The organism is Motiliproteus sp. MSK22-1 (assembly GCF_001968815.1).
Lineage (GTDB): Bacteria > Pseudomonadota > Gammaproteobacteria > Pseudomonadales > Balneatricaceae > Motiliproteus.
Window position 1 is genome coordinate 62,361 of the sequence record NZ_MIEQ01000092.1, and the last position, 17,718, is coordinate 80,078.

16 protein-coding genes are annotated in these 17,718 nt (G+C 43.7%); 7 read left to right on the plus strand and 9 right to left on the minus strand.

Annotated features, from left to right (window positions below; all coding sequences use genetic code 11):
- Positions 1-43: 43 nt before the first annotated feature.
- The 3 genes from BGP75_RS23330 to BGP75_RS23340 all read left to right on the plus strand — a co-directional run bounded on the left by BGP75_RS23330 (position 44) and on the right by BGP75_RS23340 (position 3,214).
- Positions 44-1,078: an XdhC family protein gene (locus tag BGP75_RS23330; RefSeq protein ID WP_076721320.1), complete on the plus strand. Its 1,035-nt coding sequence runs from the start codon at positions 44-46 to the stop codon at positions 1,076-1,078.
- A gap of 198 nt (positions 1,079-1,276) precedes the next feature.
- On the plus strand, positions 1,277-1,987 hold the full coding sequence (gene cobB, locus BGP75_RS23335) for a Sir2 family NAD+-dependent deacetylase (RefSeq protein ID WP_076721321.1): 711 nt from the start codon (positions 1,277-1,279) through the stop codon (positions 1,985-1,987).
- Between the two features lie 126 nt (positions 1,988-2,113).
- On the plus strand, positions 2,114-3,214 hold the full coding sequence (locus BGP75_RS23340) for a hypothetical protein (RefSeq protein ID WP_076721322.1): 1,101 nt from the start codon (positions 2,114-2,116) through the stop codon (positions 3,212-3,214).
- Between the two features lie 58 nt (positions 3,215-3,272).
- Here the strand turns inward: BGP75_RS23340 and BGP75_RS23345 are convergent, their stop codons facing one another.
- Positions 3,273-3,566, minus strand: coding sequence for a hypothetical protein (locus BGP75_RS23345; protein ID WP_076721323.1), 294 nt, complete (start codon positions 3,564-3,566; stop codon positions 3,273-3,275).
- A gap of 483 nt (positions 3,567-4,049) precedes the next feature.
- On the opposite strand from BGP75_RS23345, the gene BGP75_RS23350 reads away from it, so the two are divergent.
- Positions 4,050-6,242 carry a DUF4214 domain-containing protein gene (locus BGP75_RS23350; RefSeq protein ID WP_076721324.1) on the plus strand — a complete coding sequence of 731 codons (2,193 nt, stop codon included), beginning with the start codon at positions 4,050-4,052 and terminating at the stop codon, positions 6,240-6,242.
- Positions 6,243-6,468: 226 nt separating this feature from the next.
- Here BGP75_RS23350 and BGP75_RS23355 read toward each other — a convergent pair whose 3' ends face one another.
- On the minus strand, positions 6,469-7,695 hold the full coding sequence (locus tag BGP75_RS23355) for a bifunctional alpha/beta hydrolase/OsmC family protein (RefSeq protein ID WP_076721325.1): 1,227 nt from the start codon (positions 7,693-7,695) through the stop codon (positions 6,469-6,471).
- 135 nt (positions 7,696-7,830) lie between these two features.
- Between BGP75_RS23355 and BGP75_RS23360 the strand changes: the two genes are divergently transcribed.
- A complete protein-coding gene (locus BGP75_RS23360; RefSeq protein WP_198939523.1) occupies positions 7,831-8,232 on the plus strand; it encodes a DUF3830 family protein in 402 nt (133 codons plus the stop codon).
- Positions 8,233-8,308: 76 nt separating this feature from the next.
- On the opposite strand, the gene BGP75_RS23365 is transcribed toward BGP75_RS23360, so the two are convergent.
- The 3 genes from BGP75_RS23365 to BGP75_RS23375 all read right to left on the minus strand — a co-directional run bounded on the left by BGP75_RS23365 (position 8,309) and on the right by BGP75_RS23375 (position 10,688).
- On the minus strand, positions 8,309-8,683 hold the full coding sequence (locus BGP75_RS23365) for a phasin family protein (RefSeq protein WP_076721327.1): 375 nt from the start codon (positions 8,681-8,683) through the stop codon (positions 8,309-8,311).
- 221 nt (positions 8,684-8,904) lie between these two features.
- Positions 8,905-9,231: a hypothetical protein gene (locus tag BGP75_RS23370; protein ID WP_076721328.1), complete on the minus strand. Its 327-nt coding sequence runs from the start codon at positions 9,229-9,231 to the stop codon at positions 8,905-8,907.
- Positions 9,232-9,479: 248 nt separating this feature from the next.
- Positions 9,480-10,688: a polysaccharide pyruvyl transferase family protein gene (locus BGP75_RS23375; RefSeq protein WP_076721329.1), complete on the minus strand. Its 1,209-nt coding sequence runs from the start codon at positions 10,686-10,688 to the stop codon at positions 9,480-9,482.
- 240 nt (positions 10,689-10,928) lie between these two features.
- Here BGP75_RS23375 and BGP75_RS23380 point away from each other — a divergent pair, with 240 nt between their 5' ends.
- Both BGP75_RS23380 and BGP75_RS23385 read left to right on the plus strand, forming a co-directional pair.
- Entirely contained in the window at positions 10,929-12,137 is a 1,209-nt protein-coding gene (locus tag BGP75_RS23380) for a hypothetical protein (protein WP_076721330.1), read from the plus strand.
- A gap of 525 nt (positions 12,138-12,662) precedes the next feature.
- Positions 12,663-13,682 carry a DUF4214 domain-containing protein gene (locus tag BGP75_RS23385; RefSeq protein WP_076721331.1) on the plus strand — a complete coding sequence of 340 codons (1,020 nt, stop codon included), beginning with the start codon at positions 12,663-12,665 and terminating at the stop codon, positions 13,680-13,682.
- 163 nt (positions 13,683-13,845) lie between these two features.
- Here the strand turns inward: BGP75_RS23385 and BGP75_RS23390 are convergent, their stop codons facing one another.
- Genes BGP75_RS23390 through BGP75_RS23405 form a run of 4 tightly spaced genes read right to left on the minus strand, consistent with a single transcriptional unit; the run spans position 13,846 to position 17,054 of the window.
- Positions 13,846-14,424, minus strand: a complete 579-nt coding sequence (locus BGP75_RS23390; protein WP_076721332.1) for a DUF3299 domain-containing protein — start codon at positions 14,422-14,424, stop codon at positions 13,846-13,848.
- A gap of 9 nt (positions 14,425-14,433) precedes the next feature.
- Positions 14,434-15,690, minus strand: a complete 1,257-nt coding sequence (locus BGP75_RS23395; RefSeq protein ID WP_076721333.1) for an ABC transporter permease — start codon at positions 15,688-15,690, stop codon at positions 14,434-14,436.
- Positions 15,665-16,408, minus strand: coding sequence for an ABC transporter ATP-binding protein (locus BGP75_RS23400; RefSeq protein WP_076721334.1), 744 nt, complete (start codon positions 16,406-16,408; stop codon positions 15,665-15,667). Before BGP75_RS23400 ends, BGP75_RS23395 begins: the two co-directional genes overlap by 26 nt.
- 49 nt (positions 16,409-16,457) lie before the next feature.
- Positions 16,458-17,054 (minus strand): DUF2796 domain-containing protein, encoded by a 597-nt coding sequence (locus BGP75_RS23405; protein ID WP_076721335.1) that lies wholly within the window; start codon positions 17,052-17,054, stop codon positions 16,458-16,460.
- Between the last annotated feature and the right edge of the window lie 664 nt (positions 17,055-17,718).

Here is a 17,718-nt window from a genome sequence, read left to right on the forward strand (position 1 = left end):
ACTCTTGACGGATTACTAATTGATCGTTTTAGGAGAGTTATAAATGGCGAATCAATTATCTCATTTACTGACCCAATGGCACAAAAATAGAGATGACGCAGAGTGGGTGCTGGGTACAGTTTATAAAACTGAAGGTCCCTGCTACCGTAAACCCGGTGCAATGATGCTTTTTAATAGCCTTGGCCAGCAGTTCGGAATGCTCAGCGGGGGATGCCTGGAATCCGACATCCAAAAGCACGCCCGTCAAGTTATGAACAATGGCGAGGCCAAAACCCTCTGTTACGACGGTAGCGATGAAGATGATTTGTCATTTCAGCTGGGTATTGGTTGTGGTGGCACGGTATACATTCTCTTGCAACCGATCAATAAGGATAACCAGTATTTGAGGTTGGACTTGTTGCGTCAAGCTTTAACTAAACGAGAGGGAGGATACTTTTATCAACGCATAGCGGATGGAGCTGGTGCCGTAGAAAGCCGTTTTATCGAAACTAATCGGTTTTCAGGGAGTGGTAATCGTTCCAAAGGTAGAGGTCCGGTAAAACTGATAGACGAGGGTGATCAGCAATGGCTGGTTACACCGATAATGCCAGAGCCCCACCTGCTGGTTGTTGGCGGTGGATTAGATGCACGTCCATTGGTAGCAGTGGCTCATGAGCTGGGGTGGAAAGTCAGCCTTTGGGATCCGCGTCCGGCCAATGCACGGAGAGAATTCTTCATGACTGCTGATAGAATTCTCAATGGAGAGTTAGATCAATTGCTAGGTGACGAGGCCGATTGCAGAATCGATGCGGCTGTCCTTATGAGCCACAATGTTTCGTTGGATGCCGCGGCGCTAAGAGCATTGCAAGACGTACCTCTGAGTTATTTAGCCATGCTGGGGCCAAAAAGCCGTTGTGTTAGGGTCATAGAAGAGGCGGGTCTGACCAATACCCAACTGAATACTCCCATCGCTGGGCCAGCGGGTCTTGAACTGGGCGCAGAGTTGCCGGAAAGTATCGCGTTATCAGTATTGGCAGAATGTCATGCCCGATTAGAGTGTTGTTCGGCTCGTTCGTTAAGTGGGATTTTGGACAGATAACAATCAATATGTCTGCAATTGTTACCTGCGCTTCTGAGCATCTTGAACACCAGAGTCCCTAAAGGCTCGTTCGTAGATATCTTTGTAATTGGATTACTAAGGTTCTGTTCTTGCTTTAATTTACCTAGAATAGTGGACTGGTCAGGAGTATGAGTTTGATCATTCCTGATATTTTTTACGTTTAGGTAAAGGGTTGTTATGGCTATTGAATCTATTGTGATTTTAACCGGAGCAGGTGTCTCGGCAGAGTCCGGGATACGGACATTCAGAGCAACCGATGGACTGTGGGAAGATCATAAAATAGAGGATGTGGCTACGCCTGAAGCCTTTGACCGTAATCCTCGCCTGGTGCACAGCTTTTATAACGAGCGACGAAAGCAATTGCTGTCTGCTGAGGTGAGGCCAAACCCTGCTCATCATGCATTGGCAAAACTGGAAAAAGAATTTCCTGGTAAAGTTCTCCTGATTACTCAAAACATAGATAACCTTCATGAGCGGGCCGGTAGTAATAATCTGATCCATATGCATGGGGAATTGTTGAACCTGAGATGCCGGGAATCAGGAGTTATCTACAGGGTTGAAGAAGAGACCCAGCCTGAGGACTTATGTCAATGTTGCGGTTCATCCGGAAATTTGCGACCAGATATCGTTTGGTTTGGAGAGCTTCCGATGAGTATGGAACGTATATACACTGAATTAGAACAGTGCGATCTGTTTATTTCTATAGGGACCTCTGGAAATGTCTATCCGGCCGCTGGTTTTGTTGAAATCGCTAACGATACCGGGGCGCTGACGGTTGAATTAAATCTGGAACCTTCAAAGGTAAAGTCAGCGTTTCATCAGGGCTTCTATGGTCCTGCCAGTGAAGTGGTGACTGAATTTGTTGCGGATATTCTTAAACAGGTTTGAAGCACCCTGCTTTCTGCGAAGTACCTGAGCTGAAAATTAACGACAGGCTGGATTCATTTAGCAGATTCTGTCAAGTAGGCTACAGTTCATAGGTAGAGGTCCAATATTTGCGTAGGAAGCAGACAAATGACTCTTATTATGAAGAATAAGGTAGACATCTACCTTCAGCATCCTGAGCGATTCCAGCTGGATTTACTCAACCAGAAAAGTATCTGGATGGACAATGTGGTCCGGCCTCTTGGCAGCCATTATGAAGACTCGAAAAAGCAGATTGATGCAGTAATAAAGATAGCAGATCAACGCAAGAAAGCTCAAATAGCCCGGCTAAAAAAAATAGAACTGTATCACGATATTGTTATGGGGGTGCTTTTCTTTGGAATAGATATCATTGCGGCGGGTGCGTTAAAAAACGTATCTGTTCTTTCTAAAAAATACAGTTCTAACAAAGATTTTGAGACACTGATGAAGTCATCGGACAGCTTTGAAAAAGCGATGACTCAGTTTATGTCGCAAAAAGCTTCAATTGTAGATAATATCGTTGCTAACTTTGACGATAAAGTAAAAGGATTAGCCTCCACAGGGACTGTTAAATCTGCTGGGCAAACCGTTAAATCCCTGTCTGCCAGTGTCCAGAAGACACTACCAGCAACGGTAAAAACTCAATGGGCAGGTCCGCAAAAGTTCCAGAATGAATTAGAGACTTTTTACTCTTCAACTTGCCGTTCCATCAATGAAGTTTTTGTCGATCAGGTTCGAGATTCCAAAGCATCAGCTGATCGTAAAAAATCGATTATTAAGTTGCTGGTGAACCTACCATTCACCATGCCACCAACACTGAGTCTGAAATCCTTTGGTGACACCTTTGCAGCCTATTTTGAGCTTTGTTACTGGGTGCGTCTGGTGGCTGCAACCGCTCAGCAAAAGGGCCATTTTGGTACGATTGAAGGTTACCTTGCGGATGTTATCAACGAGCGTGTTCTGCACTTGAGTGGACATCACTTCACCCATCGAGGTGGTCAAAAGATAAAAAGTGTAAACATGTATAGCAAATGGGGAAATATGCCGCTTGGTAAATTGCGGAATAAGGATATCAGAATGGTCTGGGATGGTTGGTGCTCTAATGCCCACGCCAGCTACGGTAAACTCATGCTAAAAGACGCAAAATTAACAGGGGTAGACGCAATTTTTATCTGTCAGGGAATCAGTTGCCAACAAGCTTATAAATAGTCTTTATTGTACTCTGAGATAGTGGCAAATAGATGATTTGTCTTTTTTTGCAGCTTTGTTAACCTTTGATTGTTTCGCTAGCACTGGCCAGCACCGCTTTTTGATGATGGTGATTAACTCTGCTTATGCGCTTGCTTACTCGGCGTACCCAACGAATAGCTTCAAGTCGGTTGCTATCTTCTGAAACTTCTAATTTTCCCAGTGCAATTGATTCTGCCACAGTTTCACGGTAAGTATCGGCCATTGCCTCGATTTTCCAGAAGCTACGTTTGGCATGAATATCGGCATCTAACCAGCGATTGTCATTGATATCCCCTCGGTCTCCGGTACCGCTACTGCGGATGGTGATCATACCCAGTGAAAAGAGCGCGAGGCCTCCATGAGTGGTTATGATTGCAGAGAGATTATCAATAGCAAACGCCTTGAAACGGCGAATATTATTGAAAGCTATTTAACAAGAGTCGTTGCTGTTTACCTAAGGAGCATTCGTTTTATGGGATCAAAGCCAGCTGGGGAACGGACCTGTATTTTGTAATGCATATGGACTTGCATCGAATCTTATTACTAAATCAGCGAATATGATCAAGGCTTCTTGCCATAAGCCAGACGTTATCGTTCAATGGTGCAAAGCGAAAGGAGTCATCTGTCCACAGGAAGCAGAATAATCATCGTTAGTAATTGTTGGTGTTTGTTATTTTATAGTGGATTGCCAGCCTATTAAGTTTTTGCCTAAACAACCAGAACTTAAGTCGTTCAACTCTCTTCGTAAAAACTATTTTTTATATTGCGTGTTTTCATTGTCTGCTAATTTGTACTAGTCAAAAAAGGGAAATTTATGTCACTCACTGACACTCTGGTAACCGTTCAGGAACCAGTCGCGGCGACTGTTGAATTTGATTTTGTCCGTAATAGTCTGGACTTGGTGATTGATGGCTTGGGGTATTTTCAACTCGATGACGGCCAAGGGGGAGTGAGCTACACCCGTGAAGGAAAGTTTGAATTGGATAAGGATGGCCATCTTGTCTCTGTGAGTGGAAAGTATCTACAAGGGTTCGGCCTGAGCGCTGATGGAAACCAGCAGCCGATTGGCAATATGGCATTGTCACAGACTGAAAGTTCGCCTACACCGACTTCAAATATTGATCTGTCAATCAATATTAACTCAGACGTCAGTGCGACAGATTTGCTAGGTCCCTACGATATGTCGGACTCCTCTACATTCAGTTTCAGTACGACAACTCATATTGTGGATAGTCTGGGGGACGAAAATGCCCTGAGGTTTGATTTTGTTGAGCAATCATCGGTTCATGAGCGTCAGACTGCAACCTTCACTACTGCAATCAGGACGGGAAGTATTCAGGTGGCGGGTGTGAATATCTCGCTGGAGGAGGGGGATTCTTCAGCAGAAATAGCTTTGTTGGTTGCCGCGCAAGAGACTGCGGTTCGGATGGCTGATCCCCGAGTTACTTCAGTAGTTGTGGATCCCGCTAATACCAATAATGTACTGATTACTTATGCCGCCTCAGCCGCCGATGTTGAAGAAATTATTGTGACTGATGTTGGTGATACCGGTGTAATATCGACCATTGTTTCCAATCCATACTTGGCCGCGAATGAAGTTCAGATGGTGGAAATAAGCGCTCCAACGGCAACAGCCCAGATCTTTTTTGGGGGAGTTGCTATTGATGTGAGCAATACGACGATTGCGGCCGATACCGCAGCAGATGTAGTGAATCGAGTCATTGCCAAGCAAGGGGAAATTATCGAGGCGACTCCGGCTATCGAAAGTTTGGCTGCCGATCTCAGCTCAGTACCACCCAGGATCATCATCACCTATAAGCCGGAAGAGGGTGATGTGGCACAACTGGTTGTTGATGAAAATGGCACTGGTGTGTTTCATGGAACGGACCTGGCAACAACCGTTGAAAATGGTGACAACAGTTATCAAGGCGTCTATCAGCTATATGCCTATCTGAACGGTAACGAGCTATTGGATATCGGCAAGCAGGTAGCGGCCGGGGCAACAGGAAGCATAGTGACGCCAAGGACTACCGAGCCCGGACCTGTTTTATTGATCTTTGATCCGGAAGATGGAACTCTTCGTTCCGTTAATGGCACATCAGTTGATAATTCAGGAATTGCTCCTGAATTAATCCTGATCGGAGCAGACCCTGCGGACCCTAGCCATCTCCCTAATTTAGACCTTAGCGGCACCACTCTGTCAGCCACTGAGTCAGCAGTCATATCTGAAACTCACGATGGTTTTGTCAAAGGAGACCTTATAAGCTTAACTGTTTCCTATGATGGCATTCTGACCGCAAGATTCAGTAATGGTCAGGAGTCTAACTTAGGTATCATTGCCCTGGCTATATTTGAAAGTTCAAGCAATTTACAAGCAATTGATAATAATGAATGGCTGGCAACACTGGAGTCCGGGCAGGCTATTTTTAATCCACCGGCAGAAGGTATGAACGGAGAGTTAAAGTCAGCATTTGCAGAATATGACGGAGACTATGGTGATTATAAAGTTACTGTGACAACGAGTGGATTTTTTATCGTACCTATTGCTCAGCCGTCGCAAGCCGAGACGGTCATCGGGGTGGATCGAATTCAGTTTGCAGACACCAACCTTGCTCTTGATATTAATGGAACAGCAGGGCAGGTTTATAGAATTTATAAAGCAGCGTTTGACCGTACGCCAGACGCTGAAGGGCTTGGGTTTTGGATAGATACCGTGGAACACGGGGGGACTCTCCAGAATGTAGCTGCTGGATTTATTCACAGTAATGAATTTCAGACACTCTACGGAGATAATCCCTCCAATGAGTTATTTTTGACCTCTCTCTATCATAATGTTCTGGATCGTGATCCCGATCAGGACGGATTTCAATGGTGGTCGGATAAGCTTAACTCTGGTGCTGAATCCCGGGAAGATATTTTGGTCGATTTTAGCGAAAGTCCCGAAAACCAGGCAAATGTCATCGACCTGATTGGTGATGGTATTGTTTATGAGGAGTGGCTTGGATAAAACCGGGGAGCAAGTTATCAGGTCTTGGTATTAGAGTTGAAGGTTTAGTCTTGTCTATGGGGAGTCTTAAGGCAAGACTATCCCGTAGTTCATAGCAAGGTTAATTCAGTGCTCTGGTCATTTTCTGTCATTGATCCGAGAGACTTAGCCATGATTTGATCCGTTTCTTGTCGTTACTTCAGTGTAATTACTACTCTTCTGAGTCTCCTCCATCTTTCATTATCTGTTAGTCGGTCAGTTCAGTTTCAATCTCCAGCTCACCATCTAAGGTGCGATGCACCGGGCAACGGTCAGCAATTTCCAGTAAACGTTTGCGCTCTTGATCAGACAGGTCCCCTTTCAGTGTCACGTATCGATGAAGTATTTCTATTTGCTTAGGACTGTCCTCGCAGTTTTCACAATCTTCCATGTGTTGACGATTGTGGGTTAGCTCTACGGAAACATCATCCAGTTTAATCTTCTTTCGATTGGCATACATGCGAATTGTCATTGAGGTACAGGCTCCGAGAGCGGCAAGTAAATGTTCATAAGGATCAGGACCCAGGTCGTCACCACCCAGTGAGGTGGGCTCATCAGCTAGCCATACATGAGTATCTGACAACAGGGTGCGGGTAAACTGCTTGTTCTTTTCTGTTACTAACACATGGCCCTTTTTCAGCAATGGGGCTCTTTGTTCAACGATTTCAGTGTCGGCTATAAACCTAGTGGACCAGGCTGCAATCGTTGCTGCGACATATTCTGAATCACGAGGCTGGGTTAGCAGGTGATCGGCATTATCCAGACTGATAAAACTTTTGGGGTGCTTTGCGGTACGGTAGATTTTTTCTGCTTCGTTAATAGATACGGTTACATCTGCAGGTGAATGGAAGACTAGTAGTGCCTTTTTCAATTTAGCGATTTTTTCATGCTGGTTGTGTGAAGTCAGATCATCCAGAAACTGCTTTTTTATGGTAAATGTCCGACCTCCTAAATTGACTTCCGCCTGCCCGGATTTATTAATGTCTGTGGTGTTACAGGCAAACTGTTTTGTAACATGCTCAGGGTCCGCAGGTGCCCCAATTGTTACCACTCCTGTTGCTTCGGGCACTGCATGAGCAGCGGCTAAAACAGCGCTGCCCCCCAGGCTGTGACCTATTAATAAGGATGGTGGGCGATAATTATCACGTAAATAGTCGGCTGCGTGCACCAAGTCTGCTATGTTGGAAGAAAAGTTGGAGTTGGCGAATTCTCCATCGCTACTTCCCAGTCCGGTGAAATCAAAACGCAGCACGGCGTAACCTTTAGCGACTAGTGAGCGTGCAATACGAGAAGCTGCGATCATATCTTTTCCACAGGTAAAACAGTGAGCAAAGAGCGCAAAAGCATGTGGGTTGTCACTGGGAGTTTCCAGCAATCCGGCTATCAGCAATCCATCGCTTCCCGGAAACTCCAGTTTAATTCGACGAATGGGCATAGTGTTTTTCCTTGATGGTCATAGAACGGATAATAAAGAGTAGTAAAGAATAGATAGATAAAGAGTAGAGACTGTGGATATGCTCTATCATTACAAAATATCCGCTAAGCCCGAACAGTAATGTTAGAGATGAAAATGATTATAGAAATAGATGGATACAAATTTGAGGCTGTTTTGGAAGAAAAAAAATCCCCAAAAACATGTCTGGCCTTTCGTCGGGAGATGCCCTTTGAAGGTCAAATCGTTCATGTTCGCTGGAGCGGTGAAGGGGTATGGATCCCATTAGGTGATCGGGATTTCGCTGTAGAATATGAAGATGCTACATCCTATCCGGCACCGGGTCAGGTACTCCTATATCCGAAAGGCAAAAGCGAAACTGAAATATTGATTGCCTATGGTTGTGTTCAGTTTGCGTCTAAGGCGGGCACGCTAGCCGGAAATCATTTTGCAACAATTACTTCTGATTTTGAAAAACTCAGAGAGATCGGAGTGTCAACTCTGTGGGACGGCAGTAAGAATATAGTGTTTAGTATCTAGACAGAGGAAGTCGATCTGAAAAACAGAAAGGCCCCTAACATTTCAGATAGGAGCCTTCAGTAAGAACAAGCTGAAATTAAGCAGCTTTTGGGGCAGCAGGTGTTAGAGCTGGAACGGCTTTAGCAACGACTTCCTGGCTCTCGGTCAGGATAGCCTGAACTTCTGCGAAGTACGCTTTTGCATCTTTAGCAGCGGTCTGAGTGCTTTCCGTCAAATCCTGCATGCTGGATTTTGCGATTTCAGACTGTTCAGTAATAAATGCAGTAAAACCTTCGACATCTTTGATTTCCATAGCCGCCTTTGCGCGGGCTTGGGATAGGCTCATTTGCTTTTTGGCAGCAGCCTGCTGTGCCTCAAATACCTTAGTGAGGGTCGCAGTGTTCAGATCAACAATCTTCTGAATCGGAGCGGCAAAAGAGGAAAAATCGGTAGCTGAAATATTATTAAACATGTCTATAGATCCTTGAAAGTTAAAAAACGATAACGTGGGGATGATACCGCTTGTTTTGCTGCATTGCAACATGGCGGCTTAGCTATCAGGATCAATGAGGAATATGAAACTAGTATGAATTTAGATAAAAACTTGGTTTTTATCACACAGGAGGTCTTATCAAGAGTTCTGACTGCAAAGCAGAAGCTTGAATGGAAGATATCTGGTGTCGGCTTGGACAGCTATGAAGCAACCGCTTTCTCCTCTTTAACGTATTCCCATCCCCTTGCTTTCATACAGACCCTGAATAGTGAGCGGTACTCTTCGTAGTAACCAACATGATCATTAAAGTGTGGGAAATGCCTGTAATGGTATTGATGCCGTTCGTAAAAGTGGGGAAAGTGATTGTAAAAACCGCCACGTTCATTGTTAGCTAATTGGTCACAGTATTGCTGATCCTCATCGAGTTTTTCAGCTCCCAGGTTCTCTGGATGTTTCCAGGTGTATGTGACACCAGCACATGCTGCTAAAAGCAGACATGAAACTGTCAGTGTTATCATTCTTCCCATTATCCATATCTCCTGAGAGTATGTTCCACCTACAGTTTGACATTGGAGAAAGTGGAATTACTCAGTAAAACTCAAAATAAATATGCCCAGGCTGGTTAGTTGGAAGATTTCTAAGAGCAATTCTTTGTGCTTATGATGGTGTCAAAGATAAAGGGGTTAGTCGAATGACAATGAATAATAGGAGAAGTAAATTTCTCCGAAACTTACACAGCGTTAAGTGGCCCTTTAAAGTATAACTATTTGTGTCTTCATTTATCCTGATCTACCATAAACGGACTCATTTTATCGAAGTTATCCATGTATTTTGAAATCAGACTTCGACTTAAGTCCTTCATTAATTTTTTGTCGATATTCATTGATTTAATAACAGATTCAGTAAGATTTTCAGGCAGTACAGCACGGGGCATTTCTGGTAAATCCCAAGTGTCCATGTAATTAACTTGCTTTTGTATCTTGGGAAGAAGCCCAACTCGCGGTATTGAAAACGACATGGATGTCACTATTCCGTGTAAACTTGTTCCACAATAGCAGGATGAGTTTTTTATTAGATTCATAATTTCAAAAACTCCACCGTCTTCGTAAATATGATACTTAACATCGGGAGTAAGGTTTTTAATTATTTTATGAATTCCGTCAATGTCACGATGTCCAGCCGCATTTCCTATAGCTATAAATACAATTGGTAGTTTAGTGGTATGGTAGAGTTCAGAGATACTCTTAGAAAAATCATCGCCGTACAAATTGGAGTTAACTTTGGAAATTTGAAAAACAATGTATGAGTTTTTTAATTCGTTGATTAAGCTCAAAGTTTCTTTGTTTGTGTTTCTATTTATTTCCTCTTCTGAAAATAAATCTACAATCATTGTTGCTGAATCTGGTGATAAAAATATGTCAGATTTGCAACAGTCTGAGATACCTTCTTTGGATCTTGTATCTCTGACTGAAATGTAGGAGGCCTTGTTTAGACTCTCTTTAAAATCATTTATATAATCATTCGATATTTCAGAGGTCGATATGGCCCCGACAGAATTAAAAATAACTGATCGATGATCAGATAAATCTTGGTCGATTGGCTGGAAAGGAAAGTCTGAATTAATTCCAATATATTTTTTTGAAAAGTATAGTAATTGTTTAGAAAAGTATCTGCATACTATCCTACGAAAAAATGACTCGAAAATATGTGGGATCAGGTATCGAATTGCAGGTATCCAGGTACAACCGATTATATGGCCTCCAGCTAAGATGATGACAGCACTATCAGATGATTTTCGGAGAGAGTTTTTAATACTATCTGTTTTTAGTGCACCGTACCTTGAGAGATCACTCTCTATCATTCCTGCAATAAATATCCTGGAATTCTGATGTCTGTTTTTGATTAGACGCTGCATCACTAATGGAAACAGAAGGTCTCCGTAGTTATGCCGATCAAAAGCCCCGTATAAAATAATATCTTTCATTGCATTATCTGCATAATAATAGAAAATAACTTACCAGTTTATCAATAATTTCTTATAAATAAAAGTTAATGTTATGGAAGTACTGCAATCGGGTTTTTTCTGTGCCCGTTGTTTTGTATGTTCCTGATGTCATTGATATATGTCGTTTTTTCTCGTGCTTAATATAAACTTTCAGGGATACAGGGCTAATTCTTCTATACTCAGACTGACTGATACGTTAAGGACATTGAGGGAACAAAAATGACTTATCAAGTAGATCTCAAATTGGACACCATCTCTGTTAGCTTATTAATTCCTTCTGAGCGGGGGACTGGCATAGGTAGTCAATGGCGAATTAAGACTCTCACACAGGGGCTTGGGTCTGGCAGACGTGTTCTACCAGCTAAAAAGAAAAGTTTTAATGCTACTGTCGGCTCAAATGCTACTGTTGCCGTGAACAAAAACATTCAGAGTCGTACATTCAAAGGTAAGTTGGTGGAAAGTAAAGTGTCAATTCATGCGCTGGTCTTTCCTGTTGAAATAGATGACATTTCCGATATTGGAGAGAGTGCTGCCGTAATACACAGTTTTGCCATGCCTGACTGTGTTAATGCTGTTGTAGAGAGTCAATTCAGTGCAAGTAGTACCGTCACGGCAAAAGGAGGTGATGAACCCGCAAAAGTTCAGATTACATTCGGGTTTACGGTCCGTGTTGAGCGAGAGTTGAGCATAGAATCCTGCTGTCCCCAGATTATCCTGGAATTTGAGAGTGCTATTGCAGAAATGATGGCGACTCGAAAGAAGCTTGTGATGCTTAAGAATGAAAGCTCCCACTACATTGCAGAAATTAAAAGAGTTGCTATGCGTTATGATGAAGAAAACAGCCTTAATGCGGAGGTCACTGCATTTGAAGCTCTTGGAGGATGGGAGGCCGTAGTTCTTATGCTTCCAACTGGTGCTGCGGCTATAATCGATACATATGCCGTTAGTGGTATTGTTACCACGCACACGACTCGAGAAGCTGGGAAACGAGGTGCTGTGGCTTTATCTAAGTCTGCTAAGGCTGCAATAAAGGGAGTTGCCTGGTTGAGTGTACTGGGTACTATCTATGGTGGTGCGAACAATATCGGAGATCATATAATCAGGACAGGCCACACCGCTAAACGGACAGACAGACTGTGGGAAATTTATGATTCCATGGACCCTGAACTTATTGATCAAATAGATCTTTGGATTGCAGATCTAGAGGCTGTTCTTACACCGGCAAAAGATAAATTGGCAGAAATTAAGGCTTCACAATGGAGTTCCGATCTGTGTGAACGAGCTGGGGCGGAAGTTGCTTTGCTAGAGTCAAATAACAGGTTACGCTTGAACTTGGAAAGCAATGCAACTGCTTTTTCTTTTCAGATTAAAGAGGGAATGAAATTTTTGAAAGCGATGATGGATTGGCTGAAAAAGAACCGGTTCTAGGTTTTTTTCACGATGCCTTCTCACTCATTTTGGGCTCTCTACTGTTGAATCGACGTCGTTTAATTATTGAGAGAAATTTCTGTGTCTTTTCAATATTTCCTACGTCGATTCTGCCAACACTACCAACATACATCGCTTACCTTATTAAAATAGTTAATAACTGCCTGTTTGTTCGTTCAGTATACTAAATACCGATGCTGTATTTTCTACATTGGGTAACGGGATCTGTTAGCTTGTATTTATTTGAATAAATTATTACCAGTATGATCAAAAAACTCGATAATTGCCTTGGTGGCTACAATCTTTTTTTTATCGAATCTATTACACTGAGGAACTTGTGAATGAGTCCATAGTGTTTTCTGTGAGCTTTCTGTGCAACCAGATATCAGCGTTAACGGTTTCAGGCAACCAGTATGCCTGTAATTGTTGCCTCAATCTTTGATTGTTCTGAAAACCAGGGGTCGATTGGTCTTGCTTATATTTTTCTAACGCACCCAAGTATTGTTATTCGAAGGAGTGACCGTTATGACAGCTTCCATCTTGTCTGTTCTGCAAGCTAAAAAAATGTTCATTGCATATTATGGACGTCCTGCTGATGCCGAAGGTCTTGAGTATTGGTCTAATCGGATTGAAGAGGAGGGTGCTAGTGTTGTCGCTGATGCATTTGGAGCTTCTGAAGAGTTCAGTGCTAACTATGGACATCTTGGTATCACAGAGCTTATATCCGGTTTATATCAACAACTTTTCGGACGCACTGCTGACGAAGACGGTTTGGACTATTACGTCAGGGAAGTCCTTATGGGCCGGTTTTCAGTACCAAATGTAGCATTGGCGATTATTGATGGTATTCCTATAGGAAGTGACGATGAAACAACGGTAGCTAATCGAGTTCTTGTCGCTGATTACCTGATGGATAATATGCCCGAGTCTGTCTTTCGATTAGATATATTGGATGATGTTACCTCTAATTTTTCGACTGTGAATGAGGCATATGCGTTGCTGGACAGCGAACGCAATGATGATTTTCCTTCTGCTATTACGACCTCTGGCAGTCTATTAGATAATGGTCAGGTCAGTGGAATCATTGAATTCGATGGAGATGACGATTGGTTTGGAATAAGTCTGCAGGCTAGTAATAGGTATACGTTTGATCTTGTAAGTACCGACAACAACAGCGGACTTACCGAGTCACGGTTGGCTATACTTGATGATCAAGGAAATGTTCTTATTACCGAATCCAGTGGGGCGGGTAATGATATTGCTTTACCTTATACTCCATCTGCTGATGGAAACTACTTCATTTCTGTAAGGGGGGTAGATGATGCCCTTGGCAGCTACAGGGTCGAGTCAAGTTTCGTGGATGCTGTTCAGCAGTCAGCAATTTCGACTGTAACACCGATAAGGATAGCTATTGATGATTCGAAAGAGGAACTGGAATCCTTTCAAACTCAGTTCGATTTTGGAGAAGAAGTTGTCCCGGATGTAGAAATTGCTGTCCTTGCAGATATTGGATTACCTTCCAGCGACCAATATTTGGTTATTTGATGGAGGGGGGGCGATAAGGAACATACTTCAATTTTTAGGATGATCGCTAATAACAAAGTGTAGTTTATTCTGCATCTACCCCTTTTGAATCTAGCAAAGGAACCCGAGCAAGTCCTGATAAATGCTGGTTCCTTTTCACCGAGGTGGTAAGTCCAATGCGTTACTATTCATAAGGAACGATTTCAGTGGCATCAATGATATACCCAGCTTCCGCCAACTCTGTACTAAGTTTCTCCACCCGCATTATTCCAGTGACCCAGACAATATCAAACAGGTTACGTATTGTTGCTCTGTTGCCGTTCTTGACCCTGACGTAAACAGTCTGATTCAGCGGTGGAGGAGGGACATGGATGCAGGCGCCAAAGTAGGGTACCAGCAGAAATTCAGAAGATGATGTGCCATCGGTTTCCAGGGGGACTACGTAACCTGGCAATCTGATCCGATTACCATTCAGAGAGTTGTTGACCGGTGATAGTTTTTCAAGCTCTTCCAGCCGTTGCATCAGTTCTTCTACGCGCAGATCGTCATCAGGAAGTTGATCTATGTTGTACTTTTGCTGATATTTCTCAACCAAGCGATCGGGATTAAACTCCGCTGGTATCAGATCATTCCACTCCAGTGTTCTTACTGGAGGCCTGTTGTCTTTAGTTATATTGTCCTGCGCTGGGTTGGCGTTAAGCTCATAAGACATAAGCCAAAGAATAGCGCTGGTTGTCAGAATGCAGGTGATTTTTTTTAACATGGGAGTTTCCTATAGTCGTATACACATGCCGTCAGCCAGTGAATAACGATAGGCTCTATATGCTGGAATTAGCCCCGCCAGCATGCCGGCCGCGCATGCAGCGCTCAGCAGCATGAGTTCATGGGACGAAGGGGGATGAATCGGTAGAAAAAGTCCTAGCTTTGTTTGAATAATCGGCCTTGCGATTAATTGCACAGCATAAAGGGCTGATACGCCTATCAGCGCTGCAATTGCCATTATTAAGCCGGACTCTCCTACAAATAATACAAAGACGTGCCTGGGTTTTGCCCCCACTGAACGCAGTACTGCCATTTCTCGCCGTCGCTCATTCAGGCTGGTGAGAATTGCTGTCGCCATACCGCTGATACCCACCAGAACCACTAGTGCTGAAATAATGAAAAGTGCGTGCTGACCGATTGCCATCATATCCCATAACCCCTGTAAGGCTGCACCAGGCAGCACCGCCAGTAGAGGCTCTTCAGGGTAGTCATTGATAATTCGTTGCATACGAAAAGTGACGACCCTTGACTTCAGTCCAATGAGAAAGGCGGTAAGAGTCTTGGGCTGTAAGTTTATTGGCAGGGTATCTGCATTAACGTGCCTGCCGGTTTTTGCGGAACCGTTGTTCCAGCCTCTGTGGATTGCTTCAATACCTTCCAGACTGACATGTACTGTTCTATCAACAGGTGTACCGGTCTTTTGTAAGATTCCTACAATACGAAATGGTTTGTTATCGTGCTTAATAAAACTGACTTCGCCTGTTCCGTGGGCCAGAATAATCTCCTGGCCAATAGAATATTGGAGACCCTCTGCTACATCAGCACCAATTACCGCGTCGTAGATATTGGAGAAAGGATCACCTTCAGCAAATTCCAGGCTCTGGTTACCGGTGTATTGGTAGTGACGGAAGTAATCGAGATTGGTACCCAGTACACGAAACCCTCGGTGGGAGTCACCCAGTGATAGAGGAATAGTCCAGGCTACATGTTGTTTGTTGCGAATATCTTCGTAACTTTTCCAGGATACATTGTTGGTTGGATCACCAATGCGAAACACTGAATACAGCAACAACTGTGTCGGTCCGCCGCGTGCTCCGACAATTAGGTCAGTCCCTGAGATGGTATTGGCAAAACTCTCTCGCGCATCATTGCGTAAACGTTCCACTCCAAGTAAAAGCATAATACTCAGAGAAATGGAAAGAACAGTGAGGGCAAGTGTGAGTTTTCGGTTCAGAATGCTATTAAAAGCCAGCGAAAGTATGTGCATCGCTTTCTCCCTGAAGTCCTGCGCGGTTTATTTCAGCCAGTTGTAAGCTACGATCAAACTGAGGCTCTAATGTCGAATCATGGCTTACAAAAACAAGAGTTGTGCTCTGTTCTGCGCATTCTTTCAACAGCAGTTGTATAAAAATTTCTTGCCGATCCGCATCCAGGGCTGATGTAGGCTCATCCGCAATTATCAGCTCGGGGGATCCGATAAGTGCTCTTGCCGCTGCGACTCGTTGTTGCTGACCTACGCTTAAATCAGTTACCGGCTGCTGTAACATCTTCAGGTCAAGATCAAGATGTTCCAGTAATCGAACAGCTTCTGCTTGCATCTTGTTGCCGGAGGCCTTGATATTCTCCTTTCGCTTTTTCGAGAAGCGACAAGGCAAGAGAACATTGTCGATGACTGAGAGATAGGGAATAAGGTTGAATATCTGAAAAATGAAGCCTATATGTTCGGCGCGAAAGGCATCACGCCTGGCAGAACTCAGATTGTTGAGATTCTGTCCCAGAACGGTAACATCACCCTGTTGTGGTGATAACACACCAGCGATCAAGCCAAGCAGGGTGCTCTTACCACTGCCGCTGGAGCCCTTAATAAAAACGGTTTCAGCCCGCTTTATACGTATTTCCGCCACATCAAGGACTGTCGGTGTTTCTGGTCTCCAGCTGTAGATCAGATTTTGGATATGGATAGCATCTGTACTTGTGTTCATCATGGTTACTCTGATTAGAGATGGCCTCTTGAGGCCATTCTGCATGCAGCCGCTATTTTAATTTCAGGATGTTGTTTTCAGCATTGAGTTCGACGCTTAGCTGATCAGTAGCAGTAACGGCTTGAGTGCGTAAATGCAAAGCTCCGGGAAAAACTTCAAACAAGGCTAAGCGCAACTCGGATAAGTGTTTTGGCTCGGCGCAGTTGAATTCATATTCAATATCAAAGTCAGCATGGTCTTCTTCGTCAGGTTTCAACTCATCATGGTGATGTTCCTCGTGTGACTTATGGTTTTCGACATCTGGTGTCGAATCATCATGATGGTTCTTGTCTTCCAGTAATGCTGAATCAACCTTTGCATGGATCAGTTTGCAGTTGGCTGCCGGGCTGGGGTTAAAAAGCCGCAGACCGTCCTCAAGCCACATGGTTGCCCATTCAACTTTGCCACGCTCATCCTGATTGGTGGGAATATGCTCAAAGCCTGCAATGTTCATTGCGGGCATTGAGAGATCAATTAGAAGCTTGTTTTTTTCTATAGCAACATTCAGTAAGCCTCCACCGTGCTCATGTACATCGTGTTGGCGTCGTTCTTCTGCGATCGCTGATGAAACCGAGGCGCAGGTGAGTAGTGAAAGAATAAAGATATTCATTGAGTTCACGGGTTATCTCCTTTATCTAACAAAAGACCTCGCGTCCAGATAATGGGGCGAGTGTGTAAGTCGTTTCTTGAGATTGGTAATCAGGAGATAGAGGGGGGACCACGGGGATTAACAGTACGGATGTCAGCCGCTACAAAGAGGCTTATGGCGGAGGAAAGGGGAACTGCGGTAAACGGCAGAGTCAATACGACTAGGCCGATATTTGGTAACGAGTTATTGCTGTTTGTGCCATACACACAAAGCTGGCACTCGATATCAAAACCAATGATAGCCTCGTCGTGGTTGTGAGAAACCGACTCTTGAAGCCCCCATAGCAATATAACTATAAACACAAGGTTTATAGTCCGTTGATATTTTGTCTTCTGGCATACAATAAGCGGCTGCACTAACGTATCTTCTCCGAGGCTGCACGAAGCCCTTTGGTTTTAGTCATTTTCTTAAAATATGTTATAACATAACACTTGCTTGTAAATAAACCAGCATTCAGAGCCCTGATTGTTTTTTAAGGTATGAACGGAAAAAACCCTTGATCTGATCGCTCCTAAAGTCAGGAGGGAGGAGGGGGCTGCTTGAGGGGCTGATAAAATGGCTTCCAAGTCCCATTTTTCGAGAACTTTGTCAGGAAGTTAAAAATATTTCTCATGAACAGGTCCTT